We start from the raw sequence: 17,167 nt of genomic DNA, 5'->3' as shown, positions 1-17,167 counted from the left end.
CCGGAAAGAGACCGTGAACCCGTCATGAGAACCGCGAGGCGGTCGGCACCGACCGACCGCCGATCGTCCGCCGCGTCCGCGGCGCAGGTGGCGCTGGAGCGCCGGGCGCCGCTGTCGGCGCACCATCCGGAACCCGTCCTGGACGTGGTCGTGCCCGTGCACAACGAGGAGAACGACCTGGAGCCCTGCGTCCGGCGGCTCCACGCGCACCTCACGGAGACCTTCCCCTACACCTTCCGGATCACCGTCGCCGACAACGCCAGCACGGACCGCACCCCGGCGATCGCCGAGCGGCTGGCCCGGGAGCTGCCGGGGACGGAGTGGATACGGCTGGCCGAGAAGGGCCGCGGCCGCGCCCTGCACACCGCCTGGTCCCGGTCGTCCGCGCCGGTGCTCGCCTATCTGGACGTGGACCTGTCCACCGATCTCGCGGCCCTGCTGCCGCTGGTGGCCCCGCTGATCTCCGGGCACTCGGACATCGCGATCGGCACCCGCCTGGCCCGTGGCTCCCGGGTGGTGCGCGGGCCGAAGCGGGAGATCATCTCCCGCTGCTACAACGGGCTGCTGCGCGGCGCCCTCGCCGTGCGGTTCTCCGACGCCCAGTGCGGTTTCAAGGCGGTACGGCGGGACGTCGCCGAGCGGCTGCTGCCGCTGGTCGAGGACCGGGAGTGGTTCTTCGACACCGAGCTGCTGGTGATAGCCGAGCGCGCCGGGCTGCGCATCCACGAGGTGCCGGTGGACTGGGTGGACGACCCCGACAGCCGGGTCGACATCCTGTCCACGGCGCTGGCGGACCTGCGCGGCATGGCCCGGCTGGGACGTGCGCTGGCCGGCGGCCGGCTGCCGCTGGCCGCGCTGCGCCGCCCCGGGGAACTCGACGAGGCCGCCGGGCTGCCGCCCGCGCTGGTCCCGCAGCTGGTCCGCTTCGCCGCGGTCGGGGTGGCCAGCACCCTGTTCCACCTGCTGCTGTACAGCCTGCTCCGGCCCGTCTCGGGCGCCCAGGCGGCCAACGCGCTGGCCCTGCTGGCCAGCGCCGTCGCCAACACCGCCGCGAACCGGCGGCTCACCTTCGGGGTGCGGGGCCGGACCGGGGTGCTGCGCCATCAGCTCAAGGGGCTGGCGGCGTTCCTGGTCGGCCTCGCCCTCACCAGCGGTTCGCTGGCCGTGCTGCACCGCACGGCTCCCGGGGCCGGGCCCCGGGTGGAGCTGCTGACGCTGATCGCCGCCAACCTCGCCGCGACCCTGCTGCGCTTCCTTCTCCTGCGGGCCTGGGTGTTCCCCGGCCGCCGCTCCCGCCGTACGACAGGATCCCCGACCTCATGACCACCGCCCCGGCCGGCCAGGCCGACCCGGCCCCGTCCCCCGTGCTCCGGCCCGAGGACGCCCCGCCGGCCGTCCCGGACCCGCGCGAGCGGCTGCGCCGCGCCGCCGCGCACTACGGCCCCGTCCTCGCGATGTACGGCGTGCTGAAGCTCGTGGGCTTCGCCGTCTTCATGTTCCTGCTGGACTCGGCCGGCGACTTCCGTGAGAAGCACCCGCGCTTCGGCGGCGGCGCCCACACCTGGGACGTCCTGGGCAGCTGGGACGGCTGGTGGTACCAGCAGATCGCCCTGCACGGCTACGACCCGGCGCTGGAGCCGATACCCGGCGCCACCGGGCTGATCACCCTCGAGGGCAACTCGGCGGCGTTCTTCCCGCTGTACCCGGCGCTGATGCGGATGGTCTCGGAGGTCACCGGGCTCGGCCCGTACGGCGCCGGCATGACCGTGTCGGTCGTGTTCTCCTTCGTCGCGGCGCTCGGGATCCACGCCGTCACGGCCCGGCTCGGCGGGCGCAGGGCCGGTCTGATCGCCGTGGGGCTGTGGGCCGTGTGGCCCGGTTCCGGCGCGGAGTGGGCGGTGTACTCCGAGTCCGTGTACACGGCGCTGGCCGCCTGGGCCTGCTACGCCGTGATGACCCGTCACTGGCTCACCGCCGGGGTGCTGACCTTCACCGCCGGCCTCGCCCGGCCCACCGCCGTCACCCTGGTCGCCGCCCTCGCCGTCGCCGGGCTGCTGGCGGTGCGGCGCCGCGAGGAGGGCATCCGCCGCCCGCTGGCCGCGGTGGCGATCGCCCCGCTGGGCGCGGTCGGCTACCTGGGCTGGGTCGGCTACCGGATGGGCGACTGGGGCGGCTACAACAAGCTCCAGGACGGCGCCTGGGCGCACAAGTTCGACTGGGGCCGGCACAGTCTCGACGTGCTGACCTCCGTACCCGTCGGGCACTTCGACTACCGGTTCGCGATGCCCGTGGAGGACCTGATCGGGGTCGGGGTGGTGCTGCTGGTGCCGGTGCTGACGGTGCTGCTGGTGCGGCTGCGGCCGCCCGTCGTCCTCGTCGTGTACACGGTGCTGTCGTACCTGATGGTGATGGCGACCCAGCAGTACTTCGGCAACGTCTCCCGCTATCTGCTCCCGCTGTTCCCGCTGTTCGTCCCGCTCGCCCTGGCCATGCGCCGGCTGAGGTGGCCCTCGCTGGCCACGGTGCTGGGCACGGCGGCCCTGGCCTCCGGCTCGTACGCGGGATACGTCCTGTTCGAACTGGGTGTGCCGTAGTCCTACGGTGGAGGCATGGACACCGGGACGGTGACGCTGTTCCTGTGCGGGGACGTGATGCTCGGGCGTGGTGTCGACCAGGTCCTTCCGTACCCGGGCGATCCCGCGCTGCGGGAGGACTGGATGCGGGACGCCCGCGGCTACGTGGAGCTGGCGGAGGCCGTGAGCGGCCCGGTTCCCCGCCCGGTCCCCTTCTCGTGGCCGTGGGGCCGGGCGCTGGAGGTGCTGGAGGAGGCCGCCCCGGATGTACGGATCATCAATCTGGAGACCTCCGTCACGCGGAGCGACGCGTTCGCGCCCGGGAAGGCCGTCCACTACCGGATGAACCCGGCCAACGCGCCCGCCGTGGCGGTGGCGCGGCCCGACGTGTGCGTCCTGGCCAACAACCATGTGCTCGACTTCGGCCGCCCGGGGCTCCGGGAGACGCTGGACGTGCTCCACCGCGCGGGTCTGAGGACGGCGGGCGCGGGACGGGACGCCGACGAGGCGTACGCGCCGGCGGTGGTCCCCGTCAACGGCGGCCGGGTGCTGGTCTTCGCCCTGGGGACGATGTCGAGCGGCATCCCGCCGGGCTGGGCGGCGACGGCGGAGCGGTCCGGAGTGGCGTACCTCGCGGAGCCTTCGGCCACCACGGCGGAGGCGGTCGTCCGGCGGGTACGGCAGGCGAGGCGTTCCGGTGACACCGTGGTGGTGTCCGTGCACTGGGGCTCGAACTGGGGCCACCATGTTCCACGGAGCCATGTGGGCTTCGCCCATACGCTGGTCGACGGGGGTGTCGACGTCGTCCACGGCCACTCCTCGCACCACCCCCGCCCGGTCGAGATGTACCGCGGCCGGCTGATCCTGTACGGCTGCGGCGACTTCGTCGACGACTACGAGGGGATCACCGGCTACGAGGAGTACCGCGACGACCTGCGGCTCGCCTGTCTGCTGTCGGTGGCCCCGGACGGCGGGCGGCCGTCCGGGCTGCGCATGGTGCCGCTGAGGGCGCGGCGGATGCGGCTGGAACCCGCCGCGGACGAGGAGCGGACCTGGCTGCGGGAGACGCTCGACCGGATCAGCGGCGTGGACATCGCCCTCGGCACCGACGGCGCGCTCACCCTCGCTCCCGTCCCCCGGTGACCGTTTCGGCCTCGCCCGCCGGGAGGCACGGGCGCGCCGCCGACGGCGCAGGCGGGCCGCCGGTGTGTCCCGTCGGCGGGGAGGCGTCCGGACACGAGGCGCACCGCGCGTTCCGGCAGCGGGTGCGGGCCGTGCGCCGCGCGCAGGCGGTGCGGAAGGCGCGGTCGATGAGGTTCGGCAGCTGCTCGGGCACCATCGCCGTCTCGCAGAAGTCGGAGGCGACGTCCTCGTACAGGTTCTGCAGGTCGACTTCCTGCTGGTACGAGCCGCCCATCGCGCTGCGGTCGGTCTGTCCGACCAGCGCGACGACGGGGACGTGGTCGAGCTTCGCGTCGTAGAGGCCGTTGAGCAGGTGGATCGCGCCGGGTCCCGAAGTCGCCGCGCAGACACCGGCCCTGCCGGAGAACTTCGCGTAGCCGACGGCCTGGAACGCGGACATCTCCTCGTGCCGGGACTGGACGAACCTCGGGTTGTCGTCGGCCCGTCCCCACGCCGCCAGGAGGCCGTTGATGCCGTCGCCCGCATAGGCGAAGACGTGGTCCGCCTCCCGCTCGCGCAAGCGCTGAAGGATGTAATCGGAAACCTTCATGCCGGCCGTCGGCCTTCCGTTCCGCTGATGCGCGCCCGCCTGTTCCGGCCGCGCACCACGCTGCCGGGAAGGGTGACGGGTCACCGTGCGTCCCCGGTACAAACACCGTGGCGCCCACCGGGCCGGGCACCGGTGTCCCGCAGTACGCTGGCCGCATCCGGCCACCGGGAGCCCTGATGTGGAAGCGCAGGAAGCACGCACGGCGTTCCGGGACCCTCCCGCTGGAGCTGTGCGATCTCTGTGCGAGAACCTTCCCGGCCGGTGAGGCGGTGAGCGGATACGTTCCGGACTCGTCCTCCGCCCACCCCACCGACGACTGGTGCGACGGCCTGCGCCGGGTGACCGCGTGCGGCGAGGCGCACCTCGACGCGATCCGCGAGATGTACCGGCGTCGCCCCTTCGTGCAGGAGGAGCTCTGGGCGGCCAAGATCACCCGCGTGCTGACGTCCGGCCCGCCGGCGCTCACCATGGAGCGGCTCGCCTGCCGGACCGGACTGCATGAACCGGACATCCGGCGGGCCATCGCCTGGCACAACGAGCGACGCCGCCGGATGAACGGGTGACGGGTGAAGGCCCCGCCGGGGCCGCCGTTACGCCGTCCGCGGCTGCAGGAAGCGGGCCAGCAGATCGTCCAGGCTCACCATGCCGGTGAGCCGCCCGGAGCCGTCGCGGACCACGGCCAGCGAGGCCCGGCGGCGGCGCAGCAGGTCGATCGCGTCGGCGACCGTGGCGTCGTCCGTCAGCTCGGGCACCGGGCGGGCCAGGGCGCGGGCGCCGGCCGCCCGTCCCCGGGCGCGGGCCACCACGGCGTCACGGGCGTGCACCGAGCCGAGAACCGTGCCGTGCTCGCGGACCAGGAGCCGGGTGCGGTCACGGGCCGCGGCGACGCGCAGGATCTCGTCGACGCCGGCGTCGCCGTCCACCGAGACGATCTCGGACGCCGGCACCTGCAGCTCCCGTACCGGGGTCTGCGGTTCGGTCAGCGAACGCGTCAGCAGCTCCGAGTCCGTCTCGCTGATCAGGCCGAGCCGCTCGGACTCCGCCACCAGATGGGTGAGCTGCTCCCGGTTGTGGACGGAGGCCAGCTCGTCGCGCGGGGTGACCCGGCACAGTCGTACGAGGGCGTTGCTCACCGCGTTCAGCAGCCGGATCAGCGGCCGTACGGCCCTCACCACGGCCCTGAAGGGCGGCGAGAGCAGCATCGCGGACCGCTCGGGGTGGGCGATGGCCCACGACTTGGGGGCCATCTCGCCGACCACCATGTGCAGGAACACGACCACGATCATGGCGACGGCGAAGGCGACGCCGTAGCTGACCGCGTTCGGCAGGCCCAACGTGTGCAGCAGCGGGTCGAGTTCGTGGGAGATCGCGGGCTTGGACACCGAGCCCAGGCCCAGTGTGCACACGGTGATGCCCAGTTGGGCCCCGGCCAGCATCAGGGACAGCTCACGCATACCGGCGAGGGCGGCCCCGGCGCCCGACCGGCCCTCGGCCACGGCCTTCTCCATGCGGTGCCGCTTGGCGGCGACCAGCGCGAACTCGGCGGCCACGAAGAATCCGCTGCCGATCAGCAGCAGCACGGTGACGAAGAGCGCCATCGGGAAACTCATGCCTGCTCCTCCGTCTCGTGGGCCTGCTGGATCCGTACCCGGTCGGGTACGTGCCGGTCGAGGGTGCGCACGTCGATCACGGCGGCGGCGCCGTCGGGCAGCTCGACCGTGAGCCGGTCCCCGATGGCGGGGAAGCGGCCGAGCCGGTCGACGATCAGGCCGGCCACGGTGTCGTAGTCCTCCTCCTCGGGCAGTTCGACGCCGGTGGCCTCGGCCACCTCGTCCACCCGGCGGCCCGCGTCCACCAGCCAGCCGTCACCGTCCGCGACGGCGACCGCGGTGACGGTGTCGGTCTCGTCCGCGATGTCGCCGACGAGTTCCTCGGCGATGTCCTCGTAGGTGACGATGCCGGCCACACCGCCGTGCTCGTCCAGGACGACCGCGAACTCGTCGCCCCGCTCCCGCATCTGGGTCACCGCGTCGGGCAGCGGAAGGGTGTCGGGCAGCAGCAGGGGGCGCCGGGCGAGGGCGCCGGCCGTGGTGGCGGTCAGCCGGTCCGCGGGCAGGCGCATCAGCTCGGCCACGCCGAGGACGCCGCCGACGTCGTCGGGGTGGTCGCCGAGCACCGGGTAGTTGGAGTGGCCGTACTTGGCGATGAGGTCGACCGCTTCGGCGGCGGTGGCGTCCTCTCGGACGAAGACCGCGTCCACACGGGGCACCATCACCTCGTCCAGCGTCCGGTCGGAGAACTCCAGGGCGTGGTCGAGCAGCGCGGCGGTGTCCTCGGGCAGTGCGCCCCGCTCGTGGGACTCGCCGATGAGGTGGCCGAGCTCCTCCAGGGTGGCGCCGTGGTGCAGCTCCTCCACCGGTTCGATGCCGACCCGGTGGAGCAGCCTGTTCGCCGCCCCGTCGAAGACGCGCACGAGGGGGCCGACGACCTTCAGATACGCCAGTGTGGAGCCGGCCAGGGCCTTCGCCAGCCGCTCCGGTACGGCGAGGGCCAGGTTCTTCGGGGCCAGCTCGCCCAGCACCATCTGCACGACCGTGGCCAGGACGAAGGCCAGCACGACGGAGATGCCGCTCACGGCCGCGCCGGGAAGACCCGTGCCGGACAGCGCGGGCCGCAGCAGGGCGGACACCGAGGGCTCGGCGATGAAGCCGACGACCAGTCCGGTGACGGTGATGCCGAGCTGTGCGCCCGACAGCATGAAGGACAGCCGCTCCAGCACCGTCAGGGCGCGGGCGGCCTTGCGGTCCCCGGACTCGGCCTCGCGTGCCAGGGCGAGGCGGTCGGCGGAGACGTAGGCGAACTCCTGGGCGACGAAGTATCCGGTGCCGGCCGTCAGGACGAAGACGGCCAGCAGGCCCAGGAGGGCGTTCGCGGCACTCATCGAACACCATCCCGCCGTGTGCCGTGCTCAGGGAATGCCTGGCGGGATGGTCCGGGACTGTGCCCCGGTGGGTCCGTCGGTCTGGCGGACAAGTACGTGCTCCTTCTGTGGGTGTGTGGATGGATAACGGTTCCAGCCGGAATCGTGTTCCCGGCAGCGGTGGCCGGGGCCACCGGTCCGGCCGTCCGGCGGAGTCCGTCTCCGGGCGTCCTCGGCGGCCGAGTGCCGGGGCGGCGCGCCCAGTTCCTCGGCGGTGCGGGCGGAGGCCGGGTCCGGGCCGGGACACCGTACGAAACGGTTCGCACTCGAACGCGTGGGACGACATGTGCGGAGACAGGATGTCCCGGCTCCACACCAACTGTAAAGGAGACGCAAAGTCTCTCCCGGGTCGGCCCCTATGCTTCTACTCGGTTGTAGAAGTCATATTGCGCGCCGCCATGTGCGCGGCACCCCCTGCATGGAACACGCACGTTCGCGGCAGCAGGACGAACACCCCCACGGCGGCTTCAGCCCTCCCCTTCGTCCCCCGACCGGCCCAGCAGCTCCCGCAGGAGGCGTTCGTCGTCCGGTCCGAGGCCGGTGACGAAACCGGCCAGCACCGCCTCCCGGTCGCTCTCGGCGTCCAGCACCCGGCGCATCCGGTGAGCGGCCAGGCCCGCCTGGTCGGACGCGGACGTCCAGGCGAAGGACCGGCCAGTACGCTCCCGGGTGACCACGCCCTTGGCCAGCAGCCGGGTCAGGATGGTGATGACGGTCGTGCAGGCGAGGCCGTCGCCGGGCCGTCCGCCTCCCGGAGCGCCGCCAGGACCAGCACCTCCAGCTCACCCTGCCCCCGACGCCGGGAACGCTCCCGCTGCTCCGCCACGCCCCGCCTCCCTTCCGCCGCCGCCCGCTCGCCGGGCAGACATCGTATGGACGCCCTCGGCCCCCGCACGCCACACCACTTCCCTCTACAGTGATGTAGATTCCGCCTGGACCGCCCGCGCCACGGAGAAGGAGCACCGCACCCATGTTCGGACTGAGCGAACTGGCCGTCATCCTCGTCGTCGTCATAGCCGTCCTCGCCGCCAAGCGGCTCCCGGAACTCGTCCGCTCGGCGGGCAAGTCGGCCCGGATCCTCAAGGCCGAGGCCCGCGCGGTGAAGGAGCAGGGGGACAACGCACCGGAGGCGCCCGCGAACCCCCGGATCATCCAGGGGGAGACACTGCCGCCCGTCCCCGGGGCCGAGCGGGCCGGGCGCACGGGTGACACGCCGCCCGAAGGCCGGCCGGCCCGCTGACGGGGGTGCCCCGCCCGCCGGTTGGGCCGAAGGTCCCCCGGAAGGGGCCGGGCGGCCCGTGGCGTCTCCTGCCGGCCGGGCCCACGCTGACATCGGGGCCCGAAGTCGCCGTTCCGCTGTGGCGGCAGGCACGGAAGGAGACGGAGCGATGACATCCACCACCACTCTGACCGCAGGTCTCCCGGCGGCGTACCGTGAAGGGCTGATGCGGAACGCCCGCGAGGTCTCCTTCGCGGCCGGGGCGCGCCTGTTCGAGGAAGGACGGCGCGCCGACCGGTTCTGGATCGTCCGGACCGGAACCGTCGCCCTCGACCTGCAGGTACCCGGTCACCGCGCGGCCGTGATCGAGTCGCTGGGCCACGGCGAGCTGATCGGCTGGTCCTGGCACTACCCGCCGCGCATGTGGCACCTGGGCGCCGAGACCACGAGCCCGGTGCGGGCCTGGGAGTTCGACGCGGAGGCCGTACGGACGCTGTGCGCCGAGGACCCCGAGTTCGGCCGCATGATCGCCGTGTGGGTCGGCCGGGTGGTGGCCCAGCGGCTGCACGCCACCCGGGTCCGGCTGCTCGACCTGTACGCCCCGTACGGCAGCGGAAGCGGGTGACGGCCGTGAACGGCAGCCCGCACACCGTGAGCGACGTCATGACGCGCGCCGTCGTCGCCGTCGGCCGTGACACCCCGTTCAAGGACATCGTCCGGCTCCTCGAGGAGTGGAAGGTCAGCGCGCTGCCCGTACTGGAGGGAGAGGGCCGGGTCGTCGGCGTGGTCTCCGAGGCCGATCTGCTGCCCAAGGAGGAGTTCCGCGACAGCGACCCCGACCGGTTCACCCAGCTGCGCCGGCTGTCCGACCTGGCCAGGGCGGGGGCGCTGACCGCCGGAGAACTGATGAGCACCCCCGCCGTCACCGTCCACGCCGACGCCACCCTCGCGCAGGCGGCCCGCGTGATGGCCCGGCTCAGGCTGAAGCGGCTGCCCGTCGTCGACGACGCAGGTCTGCTCGAGGGCGTCGTCAGCCGGGTCGACCTGCTGAAGGTCTTCCTGCGGACGGACGAGGAGCTCGCCGGGGAGATCCGCCGGGAGGTCGTCGACCGCCTCTTCCCGGACCCGCCCGAACCGGTGGGGGTGGAGGTGGCCGACGGGGTCGTCACCCTCACCGGCCGTATCCGGGACACCTCGCTGGTGCCCGTCGCCGCCCGCGCGGCGCGCGCCGTCGAGGGAGTGGTCGACGTCGCCTTCCGCCTCACGGGCGGCGCGTCCGGGCCGCGGCGCCCCGGGGCCACCGGCTGAGCGGCGGGGCCCGAGCCGGGAGGAGACGGCCCGACGCGCCCGGACGGCGCCGGCTCGGTGCCCGCGGCGGCCGTGGGGCCGCAGGCCGCCTTCGAAGCCGGCCATGTGGACGAGGCCGTGAGCCGCGGGTGGAGCGTGCCGGCCGCCGGCACCGCGGGAGGACGCGGGGCCCGGCGAGGCACAACAGCCACGTCCCGCGCCCGCACCGTGCCGTGGACCGGGATCGGGCGCGGGACGTGGCTGTCGGTCCGGCCCGCCGGCCTCACGGGACGCCGTATCACGCCCGCCGACCGGTGAGCGGCCCCGGCCGCGCCGCGTCCGGTCAGCCCGTGCGTTCCCAGCCCCGGTGGGGTGCGCGGGCGCCCAGCCGGACGTCACGGCTGCGGTAGACGATGTACGGACGGGTGAGGTAGCCCAGCGGGGCCGTGAGCATGTGGACGAGCCGGGTGAAGGGCCAGGCGGCGAAGAGCAGCAGGGCGCTGACGGCGTGCAGCTGGAAGAGGACCGGGGTGCCGGTCATCAGGTCCGGGTCGGGCTGGAAGTAGAAGATCGAGCGGAACCAGGGCGAGATGGTCTCGCGGTAGTCGTAGCCGCCGCCGACGATGTTCGCCGCCACGGTCGCGGCCAGTCCCAGCAGGATGGTCACGGTCAGGGAGAGGTACATCGCCTTGTCGTTGCGCGTGGTGGCCGAGAAGACCGGGCCGACGGTGCGCCGCCGGTAGATCAGGATGGCCAGCCCGCCCAGCGTGCAGACGCCGGCGACGGTGCCGAGGACCACCGCGACGACGTGGTAGGTGTGCTCGCTGATGCCCGCCGCGTGGGTCCAGCTCTCGGGGATGACCAGACCGCCGATGTGGCCCAGGGCCACGACGAGGATGCCGAAGTGGAACAGCGGGCTGCCGATGCGCAGCAGGCGCCGTTCGTAGAGCTGGGAGGAGCGGGTGGTCCAGCCGAACTTGTCGTAGCGGTAGCGCCAGACGTGGCCGAGGACGAAGACCGCGAGGCTGAGGTACGGCAGGACGATCCACAGCAGGATGCCGCCGGTACCGGACTCCACCGCCAGGGTGACGGCTCGCTCGGGTGCGGTCATCGGGGGCCTCCTGCCGGTGGGACGGGCATGGACTGGGGCGGCGCGTAGGGGGCGAGGCCGACCTCTTCCCCGGGCGGGCCCTCGGCGGCGAGCCGGGCGACCGCCTCGCGTTCGTCGCCGGCGAGCGCGGGCAGGGTCGCGGAGACGGAGTCCAGCAGGCCGGCCCACGGGGAGTGGTGGTCGTGCAGGGCGAGGCGCAGCAGTTCCAGGCCCGCCCGGTGTTCGGTGAGCAGTCTCAGTCCGGTCGCCGGGTCGGTGGCGGCGAACTCCAGGACGACGGCGAGGTGGTCGGGCAGCTCGTCGTCGGTCAGCCGCAGCCCGCCCTTGGCGTAGGTCTGTTTCAGCCGGACCAGGGCGAGGCCCCGTTTGCGGGTGTCGCCGTGGGCGTAGTAGGTGAGGTACGGGCAGCAGCGTCTGCGGTGGTCGAAGGTGGCGACGTAGGCGGTGGCCAGCGCCTCGGTGCCGGCGCCCTCGGCGTGCTCGGTGAAGCGGAGCAGGGGGTCGCGCACCGGGGCGGGCAGCTCGGGGGCGGCCCGCCGGGCCAGGGCCAGGTGACCGGCCTGGTGCTCGTCGGGGTAGCCCAGGAGCAGGGACTGGAGCTGCCAGGCGTACGGGTGCCATGCCTGTACGCGCTGTGCGAGCCTGAGTTTGAGTCTGTTCCTCATGGCTTCGGTTCGGCCTCTCCACCGCTGTCCGGGCTGCTGGGACGGTCGCCGTCGCCGGGTGGGAAGAGGCCGGGGGGACTGCCCTTGCCGTCCCAGTTGAGGAGGTTGACGCGGGTCGCCTTGTCGTCCGGGGTCGCCGGGGTGTCCGAGAGCTGCCGGTCACGCAGGGCGCGGTAGTTCTCCACCGCGATGGGTGCCGCGCCGCCGGACGCCTCGCCGAAGGGGCCGGAGCCTCCCATGCCGGGGCCGCCCTCGTAGTCGAGGCTGCACTCGGTGGCCAGTTCCTCGAGGCTGTGGGCCTGTTCGGCGTGCGCGGGCGGGATGACGTACCGCTCGTCGTACTTGGCGAGGGCGAGCAGCCGGTACATGTCGTACATCTGCTCCTCGCCCATGCCGACGGCCTCGGGGATGGAGGCGTCCGGTTCGCGGCCGAGGTTGATGTCGCGCATGTAGGCGCGCATGGCGGCCAGCCGGCGCAGCACCGCGTCCACGGGTACCGGATCGCCGGCGGTGAACAGCTGGGCGAGGTAGTCGACGGGGATGCGCAGGGCGTCGACGGCGGCGAAGAGGTTGCGGTGGTCCTCGGCGTCCCGGCCGGTGTCGCGTACGGCGTCGACGACCGGCGAGAGCGGCGGGACGTACCAGACCATGGGCATGGTGCGGTACTCCGGGTGCAGCGGCAGCGCCACCTTGTACCTGTTGATCAGGGCGTACACCGGGGAGCGCCGGGCGGCCTCGATCCAGTCCCGGGGGATGTCCGCCCGCTCCGCCGCGGCGATCACCTCGGGGTCGTCGGGGTCGAGGAAGACCTGCCGCTGGGCCTCGTACAGACCGGTGTCGTCGGGGGTGGAGGCGGCTTCCAGCACCTTGTCGGCGTCGTAGAGGACGAGCCCGATGTAGCGCAGCCGGCCGACGCAGGTCTCGGAGCAGACGGTGGGCAGGCCGACCTCGACGCGCGGGAAGCAGAAGGTGCACTTCTCGGCCTTGCCGGTGCGGTGGTTGAAGTACACCTTCTTGTACGGGCATCCGGTCACGCACATCCGCCAGCCCCGGCACTTGTCCTGGTCGACCAGGACGATGCCGTCCTCCTCCCGCTTGTAGATCGCGCCGGAGGGGCAGGAGGCCGCGCAGGACGGGTTGAGACAGTGCTCGCAGATCCGCGGCAGGTAGAACATGAACGTCTGCTCGAACTCGAGCTTGATCTTCTCCGAGACCTCGTTCAGCAGCACGTCCTTCTCACCGTGCTCGGCCGATCCTCCCAGGTCGTCGTCCCAGTTGGCCGACCAGGAGATCTTCATGTCCTTGCCGGTGATCAGGGACTTGGGGCGGGCGACCGGGGTGTGCTCCTGCAGCGGGGCGTTGGTCAGGGTCTCGTAGTCGTACGTCCAGGGCTCGTAGTAGTCGTCCAGGGACGGCAGGACCGGGTTGGCGAAGATCGTGACCAGCTTCTTGAAGCGGCCGCCCGCCTTCAGCGCGAGCCGGCCCTTCCTGTTGAGCTCCCAGCCGCCGCGCCACTGCTCCTGGTCCTCGTAGCGGCGGGGGTAGCCCTGGCCGGGGCGGGTCTCGACGTTGTTGAACCACACGTACTCGACGCCGGTGCGGTTGGTCCACGCCTGTTTGCAGGTGACCGAGCAGGTGTGGCAGCCGATGCACTTGTCGAGGTTCATCACCATCGCCATCTGGGCCATGACCCTCATGTCAGTACTCCACCTCCTGGTTGGCGCGGCGGCGGATGACGGTGACCTCGTCGCGCTGGTTGCCGGTCGGGCCGAGGTAGTTGAAGGCGTAGCTCAACTGCGCGTAGCCGCCGATGAGATGGCTGGGTTTGATCAGCAGCCGGGTCAGGGAGTTGTGGATGCCGCCGCGCCGGCCGGTGGTCTCGGTGCGGGGGACGTCGATGAGCCGGTCCTGGGCGTGGTACATGTACACGGTGCCCTCGGGCATGCGGTGCGAGACGATCGCGCGGGCGGCGACGACGCCGTTGCGGTTGACGGCCTCGATCCAGTCGTTGTCCCTGACCCCGACTTTCGCCGCGTCCCGCGTGCTCATCCAGATGGACGGGCCGCCCCGGGACAGGGACAGCATGAAGAGGTTGTCCTGGTACTCGGAGTGGATGGACCACTTGTTGTGCGGGGTCAGATAGCGCACGGTCACGCCGAGTTCGCCGGTCTCGCCGAGGCGCGGCTCGCCGAAGAGCGCGTGCATGTTCAACGGCGGTCGGTACACCGGGAGTTGTTCGCCGAGGGCGGTCATCCAGTCGTGGTCGAGGTAGAAGTGCTGGCGGCCGGTGAGGGTGTGCCAGGGCTTGAGCCGCTCGACGTTGACGGTGAACGGGGAGTAGCGCCGCCCACCGGTCTCCGAGCCGGACCACTCGGGCGAGGTGATGACGGGGACCGGGGCGGTCTGGGTGTCGGCGAAGGTGATCTGCTTGCCCTCGTGTTCGGCGGCGAGGTCGGCGAGTCGTGTGCCCGTGCGGGCCTGAAGGGTGTGGAAGCCCTGGGTGGCGAGACGGCCGTTGGTGGTGCCGGACAGGGCGAGGATCGCCTCGCAGGCGTGGGAGTCACGGGCGATCGAGGGGCGGCCGTCGGCCACTCCGCCGCGTACGGTGCCGTTCTTGTGCCGCAGGTAGTCCAGTTCGCGGTCGACCTTGTAGGTGATGCCCTTGGTGGTGGCGCCCAGGGAGTCCAGCAGGGGGCCGAGGGCGCCCATCTTGTCGGCGACGGCGGCGTAGTCGCGTTCGACGGTGATCAGTTTCGGCATGGTGCGGCCGGGCACCGGCTCGCACTCCCCCGCCTTCCAGTCCCGCACCCTGCCGTGCGGGGTGGCCAGCGCGTCGGGGGTGTCGTGCAGCAGGGGCGCGGCGACCAGGTCCTTGCGCACGCCGAGGTGGCCGGCGGCCTGACGGCTGAACTCCTCGGCGAGGGTGTGGAAGATGTCGAAGTCCGTACGGGTCTGCCAGGGCGGGGCGATCGCCGGGTTGAAGGAGTGCACGAAGGGGTGCATGTCCGTGCTGGACAGGTCGTACTTCTCGTACCAGGTGGCGGCGGGCAGCACGATGTCGGAGTAGACGGTGGTGCTGGTCATGCGGAAGTCGAGGGTGAGCAGCAGGTCGAGTTTGCCCTCCGGGGCCTCCTCCCGCCACACCACGTCGCGGGGGCGGGCGTCGGGCGGTGCCTCGGCGGCACGCACCGAGGAGTCGGTGCCGAGGAGGTGTTTGAGGAAGTACTCGTTGCCCTTGGCCGACGAGCCCAGCAGGTTGGCCCGCCACACGGTGAGCACCCGGGGGAAGTTCTCGGGTGCGTCCGGGTCCTCGCCGGCGAACTTCAGCCGCCCGGCCTTGAGTTCCTCCACCACGTGGTCGCCGGCCGTGCGCCCTGCGGCGTCGGCCTCGTCGGCCAGGTCCAGCGGGTTGCGGTCGAAGGTCGGGTACGACGGCATCCAGCCGAGCCGCGCCGACTGCGCGATCACGTCCGCGGTGGACTTCCCGGCGAACGGTCCGCCGCCGCCCGCCGCCGCGAGGGTGTCCGCGGCGAAGGGGTCGTAGCGGAACTGGTCGCCGTGCAGGTACCAGTAGGCGGTCTGGATCATCTGGCGGGCGGGCCGGTTCCAGTCGGAGGCCGTGGCGATCGCCGAGTAGCCGGTGATCGGACGGACCTTCTCCTGGCCGACGTAGTGCGCCCAGCCGCCGCCGTTGACGCCCTGGCAGCCGGTGAGGGTGGTCAGGGTCAAGAACGCCCGGTAGATGGTGTCGGAGTGGAACCAGTGGTTGGTCCCCGCCCCCATGATGATCATTGAACGGCCGCGGGACTCCTCCGCGTTGGCGGCGAACTCGCGGGCGATCCGTGCCGCCCGGCCGGCGTCCACGCCGGTGATCGCCGCCTGCCAGGCCGGTGTGTACGGCTCGCTCGCGTCGTCGTATCCGGCGGGCCAGTTCCCGGGCAGCCCCTCCCGGGCCACGCCGTACTGGGCCAGCAACAGGTCGTACACCGTGGTGACCAGCCGTCCGGCGACCCGGCGTACGGGGACCCCGCGCCTGAGCCGTGCGGCGCTGCCGTCCGGGGCGTCGAAGCGGGGCAGTTCGACGACCACCGGCGCCTCGCCGTTCCCCTCGGCGGACAACAGGGGCCGGATGTCACCGAGTTCGAGGTTCCACTTTCCGGCGCCGGACTCGCCGAAGCGGTCGCCGAGGGTGCCGTTCGGCACCACCGGCGCGCCCGTGGCCGCGTCCAGCAGGACCGTCCGGAACTCCGCGTGCTCGGCCTCCGAGGGCGCGCCGCCGAGGTCCGCGGCGGTCAGGAACTTGCCCGGCGTGTACGTGCCCGGCTCCGCCCCGTCCCCGGTCACCTCGTCCAGGGTCACGAGGAACGGCAGGTCCGTGTACCGCTGGACGTAGTCGGTGAAGTACGGGGTCTCCCGGTCGACGAAGAACTCCTTGAGGACCACGTGCCCCATGGCCATCGCCAGCGCGCCGTCCGTGCCGGGCTGTGCGGGCAGCCACTCGTCGGCGAACTTCACGTTGTCCGCGTAGTCCGGCGACACGGCGACGACCTTCTGGCCCCGGTAGCGGGCCTCGGCCATCCAGTGGGCGTCCGGGGTGCGGGTCACCGGCAGGTTGGAGCCCCACATGATCAGATACCCGGCGTCCCACCAGTCCCCGGACTCCGGTACGTCGGTCTGGTCGCCGAACACCTGCGGCGAGGCGACGGGCAGGTCGGCGTACCAGTCGTAGAAGGAGAGCATCACCCCGCCGAGCAGGGAGTAGAAACGGGCCCCCGCCGCGTGGGAGACCATCGACATCGCGGGGATCGGGGAGAACCCTGCCAACCGGTCGGGGCCGTACTCCTTGATGGTGTGGACGTGTGCGGCGGCGGCCATCTCCGCCGCCTCGGCCCAGGTCGCCCGCACCAGGCCGCCCTTGCCGCGGGCCCGCTTGTAGCGGCGGGAGCGCTCGGGGTCGGAGACGATGTCCGCCCAGGCCGCCACCGGATCGCCGAGGCGGGCCTTGGCCTCCCGGTACATCCCCAGCAGCACACCGCGTACGTAGGGGTAGCGTACGCGGGTGGGCGAGTACGTGTACCAGGAGAAGGCCGCTCCCCGTGGGCAGCCGCGCGGCTCGTACTCGGGGCGGTCCGGGCCGACGGACGGGTAGTCCGTCTGCTGGGCCTCCCAGGTGATGATGCCGTCCTTGACGTACACCTTCCACGAGCAGGAGCCCGTGCAGTTCACGCCGTGGGTGGAGCGCACCACCTTGTCGTGCGACCAGCGGTCGCGGTAGAACTCGTCCGCCTGGCGGCCGCCCTTGCGGTGCAACGAGCGCAGGTCCTCCGAGACCTCCGCTCTGCTGAAGAAGCGGCGGGTGCGCACCAGCGCCTCCGCCAGCTCGCCGTCCATGCCCGCCGGTGTCCGCGCCGCGCCGGTCTCCGTGCTCACCGTGCCGCTCCGCTCCGGGCAGCAAGCACTGCCCGTTCGATTCGTGATCGGTTGCGCCGCACACGACTGTACGACCCGTGTCCCCCGAGAGGTCAACAGCCACACCAGGAACACGGGAAAGGGGCCGGCCGGACGGTAGGGCCGGCCGGACGGTAGGGCCGGCCGGACGG

General features: G+C 72.5%; 13 protein-coding genes and 2 pseudogenes. 7 read left to right on the top strand and 8 right to left on the bottom strand.

Translation table 11 applies throughout. The features are described 5' to 3' along the window. Window positions 1-24: 24 nt before the first annotated feature. Genes ACFXAE_RS15770 through ACFXAE_RS15760 form a run of 3 tightly spaced genes read left to right on the top strand, consistent with a single transcriptional unit; the run spans window position 25 to window position 3,716 of the window. A complete protein-coding gene (locus ACFXAE_RS15770) occupies window positions 25-1,323 on the top strand; it encodes a glycosyltransferase (protein ID WP_384714001.1) in 1,299 nt (432 codons plus the stop codon). Then, complete coding sequence (locus tag ACFXAE_RS15765; RefSeq protein ID WP_384713998.1) at window positions 1,320-2,594, top strand: hypothetical protein; 1,275 nt, start codon at window positions 1,320-1,322, stop codon at window positions 2,592-2,594. The genes ACFXAE_RS15770 and ACFXAE_RS15765 overlap by 4 nt, the downstream gene beginning before the upstream one ends. Before the next feature lie 15 nt (window positions 2,595-2,609). After that, window positions 2,610-3,716, top strand: coding sequence for a CapA family protein (locus ACFXAE_RS15760; RefSeq protein WP_384713995.1), 1,107 nt, complete (start codon window positions 2,610-2,612; stop codon window positions 3,714-3,716). 129 nt (window positions 3,717-3,845) lie between these two features. Here the strand turns inward: ACFXAE_RS15760 and ACFXAE_RS15755 are convergent. Further along, window positions 3,846-4,305: pseudogene (locus ACFXAE_RS15755) on the bottom strand (thiamine pyrophosphate-binding protein); the annotation flags it as partial. Window positions 4,306-4,481: 176 nt separating this feature from the next. Between ACFXAE_RS15755 and ACFXAE_RS15750 the strand changes: the two are divergent. Then, entirely contained in the window at window positions 4,482-4,868 is a 387-nt protein-coding gene (locus ACFXAE_RS15750; protein WP_384713992.1) for a hypothetical protein, read from the top strand. 27 nt (window positions 4,869-4,895) lie between these two features. On the opposite strand, the gene ACFXAE_RS15745 is transcribed toward ACFXAE_RS15750, so the two are convergent. The 3 genes and pseudogenes from ACFXAE_RS15745 to ACFXAE_RS15735 form a co-directional block, all read right to left on the bottom strand. Further along, complete coding sequence (locus ACFXAE_RS15745; RefSeq protein WP_384713989.1) at window positions 4,896-5,915, bottom strand: hemolysin family protein; 1,020 nt, start codon at window positions 5,913-5,915, stop codon at window positions 4,896-4,898. Then, window positions 5,912-7,246, bottom strand: a complete 1,335-nt coding sequence (locus tag ACFXAE_RS15740; RefSeq protein WP_384713986.1) for a hemolysin family protein — start codon at window positions 7,244-7,246, stop codon at window positions 5,912-5,914. The genes ACFXAE_RS15745 and ACFXAE_RS15740 overlap by 4 nt, the downstream gene beginning before the upstream one ends. 506 nt (window positions 7,247-7,752) lie before the next feature. Continuing rightward, window positions 7,753-8,111: pseudogene (locus ACFXAE_RS15735) on the bottom strand (BlaI/MecI/CopY family transcriptional regulator). Window positions 8,112-8,255: 144 nt separating this feature from the next. Here ACFXAE_RS15735 and ACFXAE_RS15730 point away from each other — a divergent pair. The 3 genes from ACFXAE_RS15730 to ACFXAE_RS15720 all read left to right on the top strand — a co-directional run bounded on the left by ACFXAE_RS15730 (window position 8,256) and on the right by ACFXAE_RS15720 (window position 9,812). Then, window positions 8,256-8,525 carry a twin-arginine translocase TatA/TatE family subunit gene (locus ACFXAE_RS15730; protein WP_384713983.1) on the top strand — a complete coding sequence of 90 codons (270 nt, stop codon included), beginning with the start codon at window positions 8,256-8,258 and terminating at the stop codon, window positions 8,523-8,525. A gap of 148 nt (window positions 8,526-8,673) precedes the next feature. Continuing rightward, on the top strand, window positions 8,674-9,129 hold the full coding sequence (locus tag ACFXAE_RS15725; protein WP_384713980.1) for a Crp/Fnr family transcriptional regulator: 456 nt from the start codon (window positions 8,674-8,676) through the stop codon (window positions 9,127-9,129). 5 nt (window positions 9,130-9,134) lie between these two features. Beyond that, window positions 9,135-9,812, top strand: a complete 678-nt coding sequence (locus ACFXAE_RS15720) for a CBS domain-containing protein (RefSeq protein ID WP_384713977.1) — start codon at window positions 9,135-9,137, stop codon at window positions 9,810-9,812. Between the two features lie 322 nt (window positions 9,813-10,134). Here ACFXAE_RS15720 and narI read toward each other — a convergent pair whose 3' ends face one another. From narI to ACFXAE_RS15700, 4 genes are read right to left on the bottom strand one after another with little or no spacing between them, the layout of a single operon-like run. After that, entirely contained in the window at window positions 10,135-10,902 is a 768-nt protein-coding gene (gene narI, locus ACFXAE_RS15715) for a respiratory nitrate reductase subunit gamma (protein ID WP_384713974.1), read from the bottom strand. Then, entirely contained in the window at window positions 10,899-11,567 is a 669-nt protein-coding gene (gene narJ / locus ACFXAE_RS15710; RefSeq protein ID WP_384713971.1) for a nitrate reductase molybdenum cofactor assembly chaperone, read from the bottom strand. Before narJ ends, narI begins: the two co-directional genes overlap by 4 nt. After that, window positions 11,564-13,264, bottom strand: coding sequence for a nitrate reductase subunit beta (gene narH, locus ACFXAE_RS15705; protein ID WP_384713968.1), 1,701 nt, complete (start codon window positions 13,262-13,264; stop codon window positions 11,564-11,566). Before narH ends, narJ begins: the two co-directional genes overlap by 4 nt. Window position 13,265: 1 nt before the next feature. Beyond that, the gene (locus ACFXAE_RS15700; RefSeq protein ID WP_384714261.1) at window positions 13,266-16,958 is read right to left on the bottom strand and encodes a nitrate reductase subunit alpha; all 3,693 of its coding nucleotides are present in this window, start codon (window positions 16,956-16,958) and stop codon (window positions 13,266-13,268) included. Window positions 16,959-17,167: the final 209 nt, after the last annotated feature.

The sequence above is a fragment of the Streptomyces sp. NPDC059454 genome (assembly GCF_042749965.1).
In the GTDB taxonomy this organism is placed as follows: Bacteria; Actinomycetota; Actinomycetes; order Streptomycetales; family Streptomycetaceae; genus Streptomyces.
This window is presented reverse-complemented; position numbering and strand designations above follow the sequence as displayed.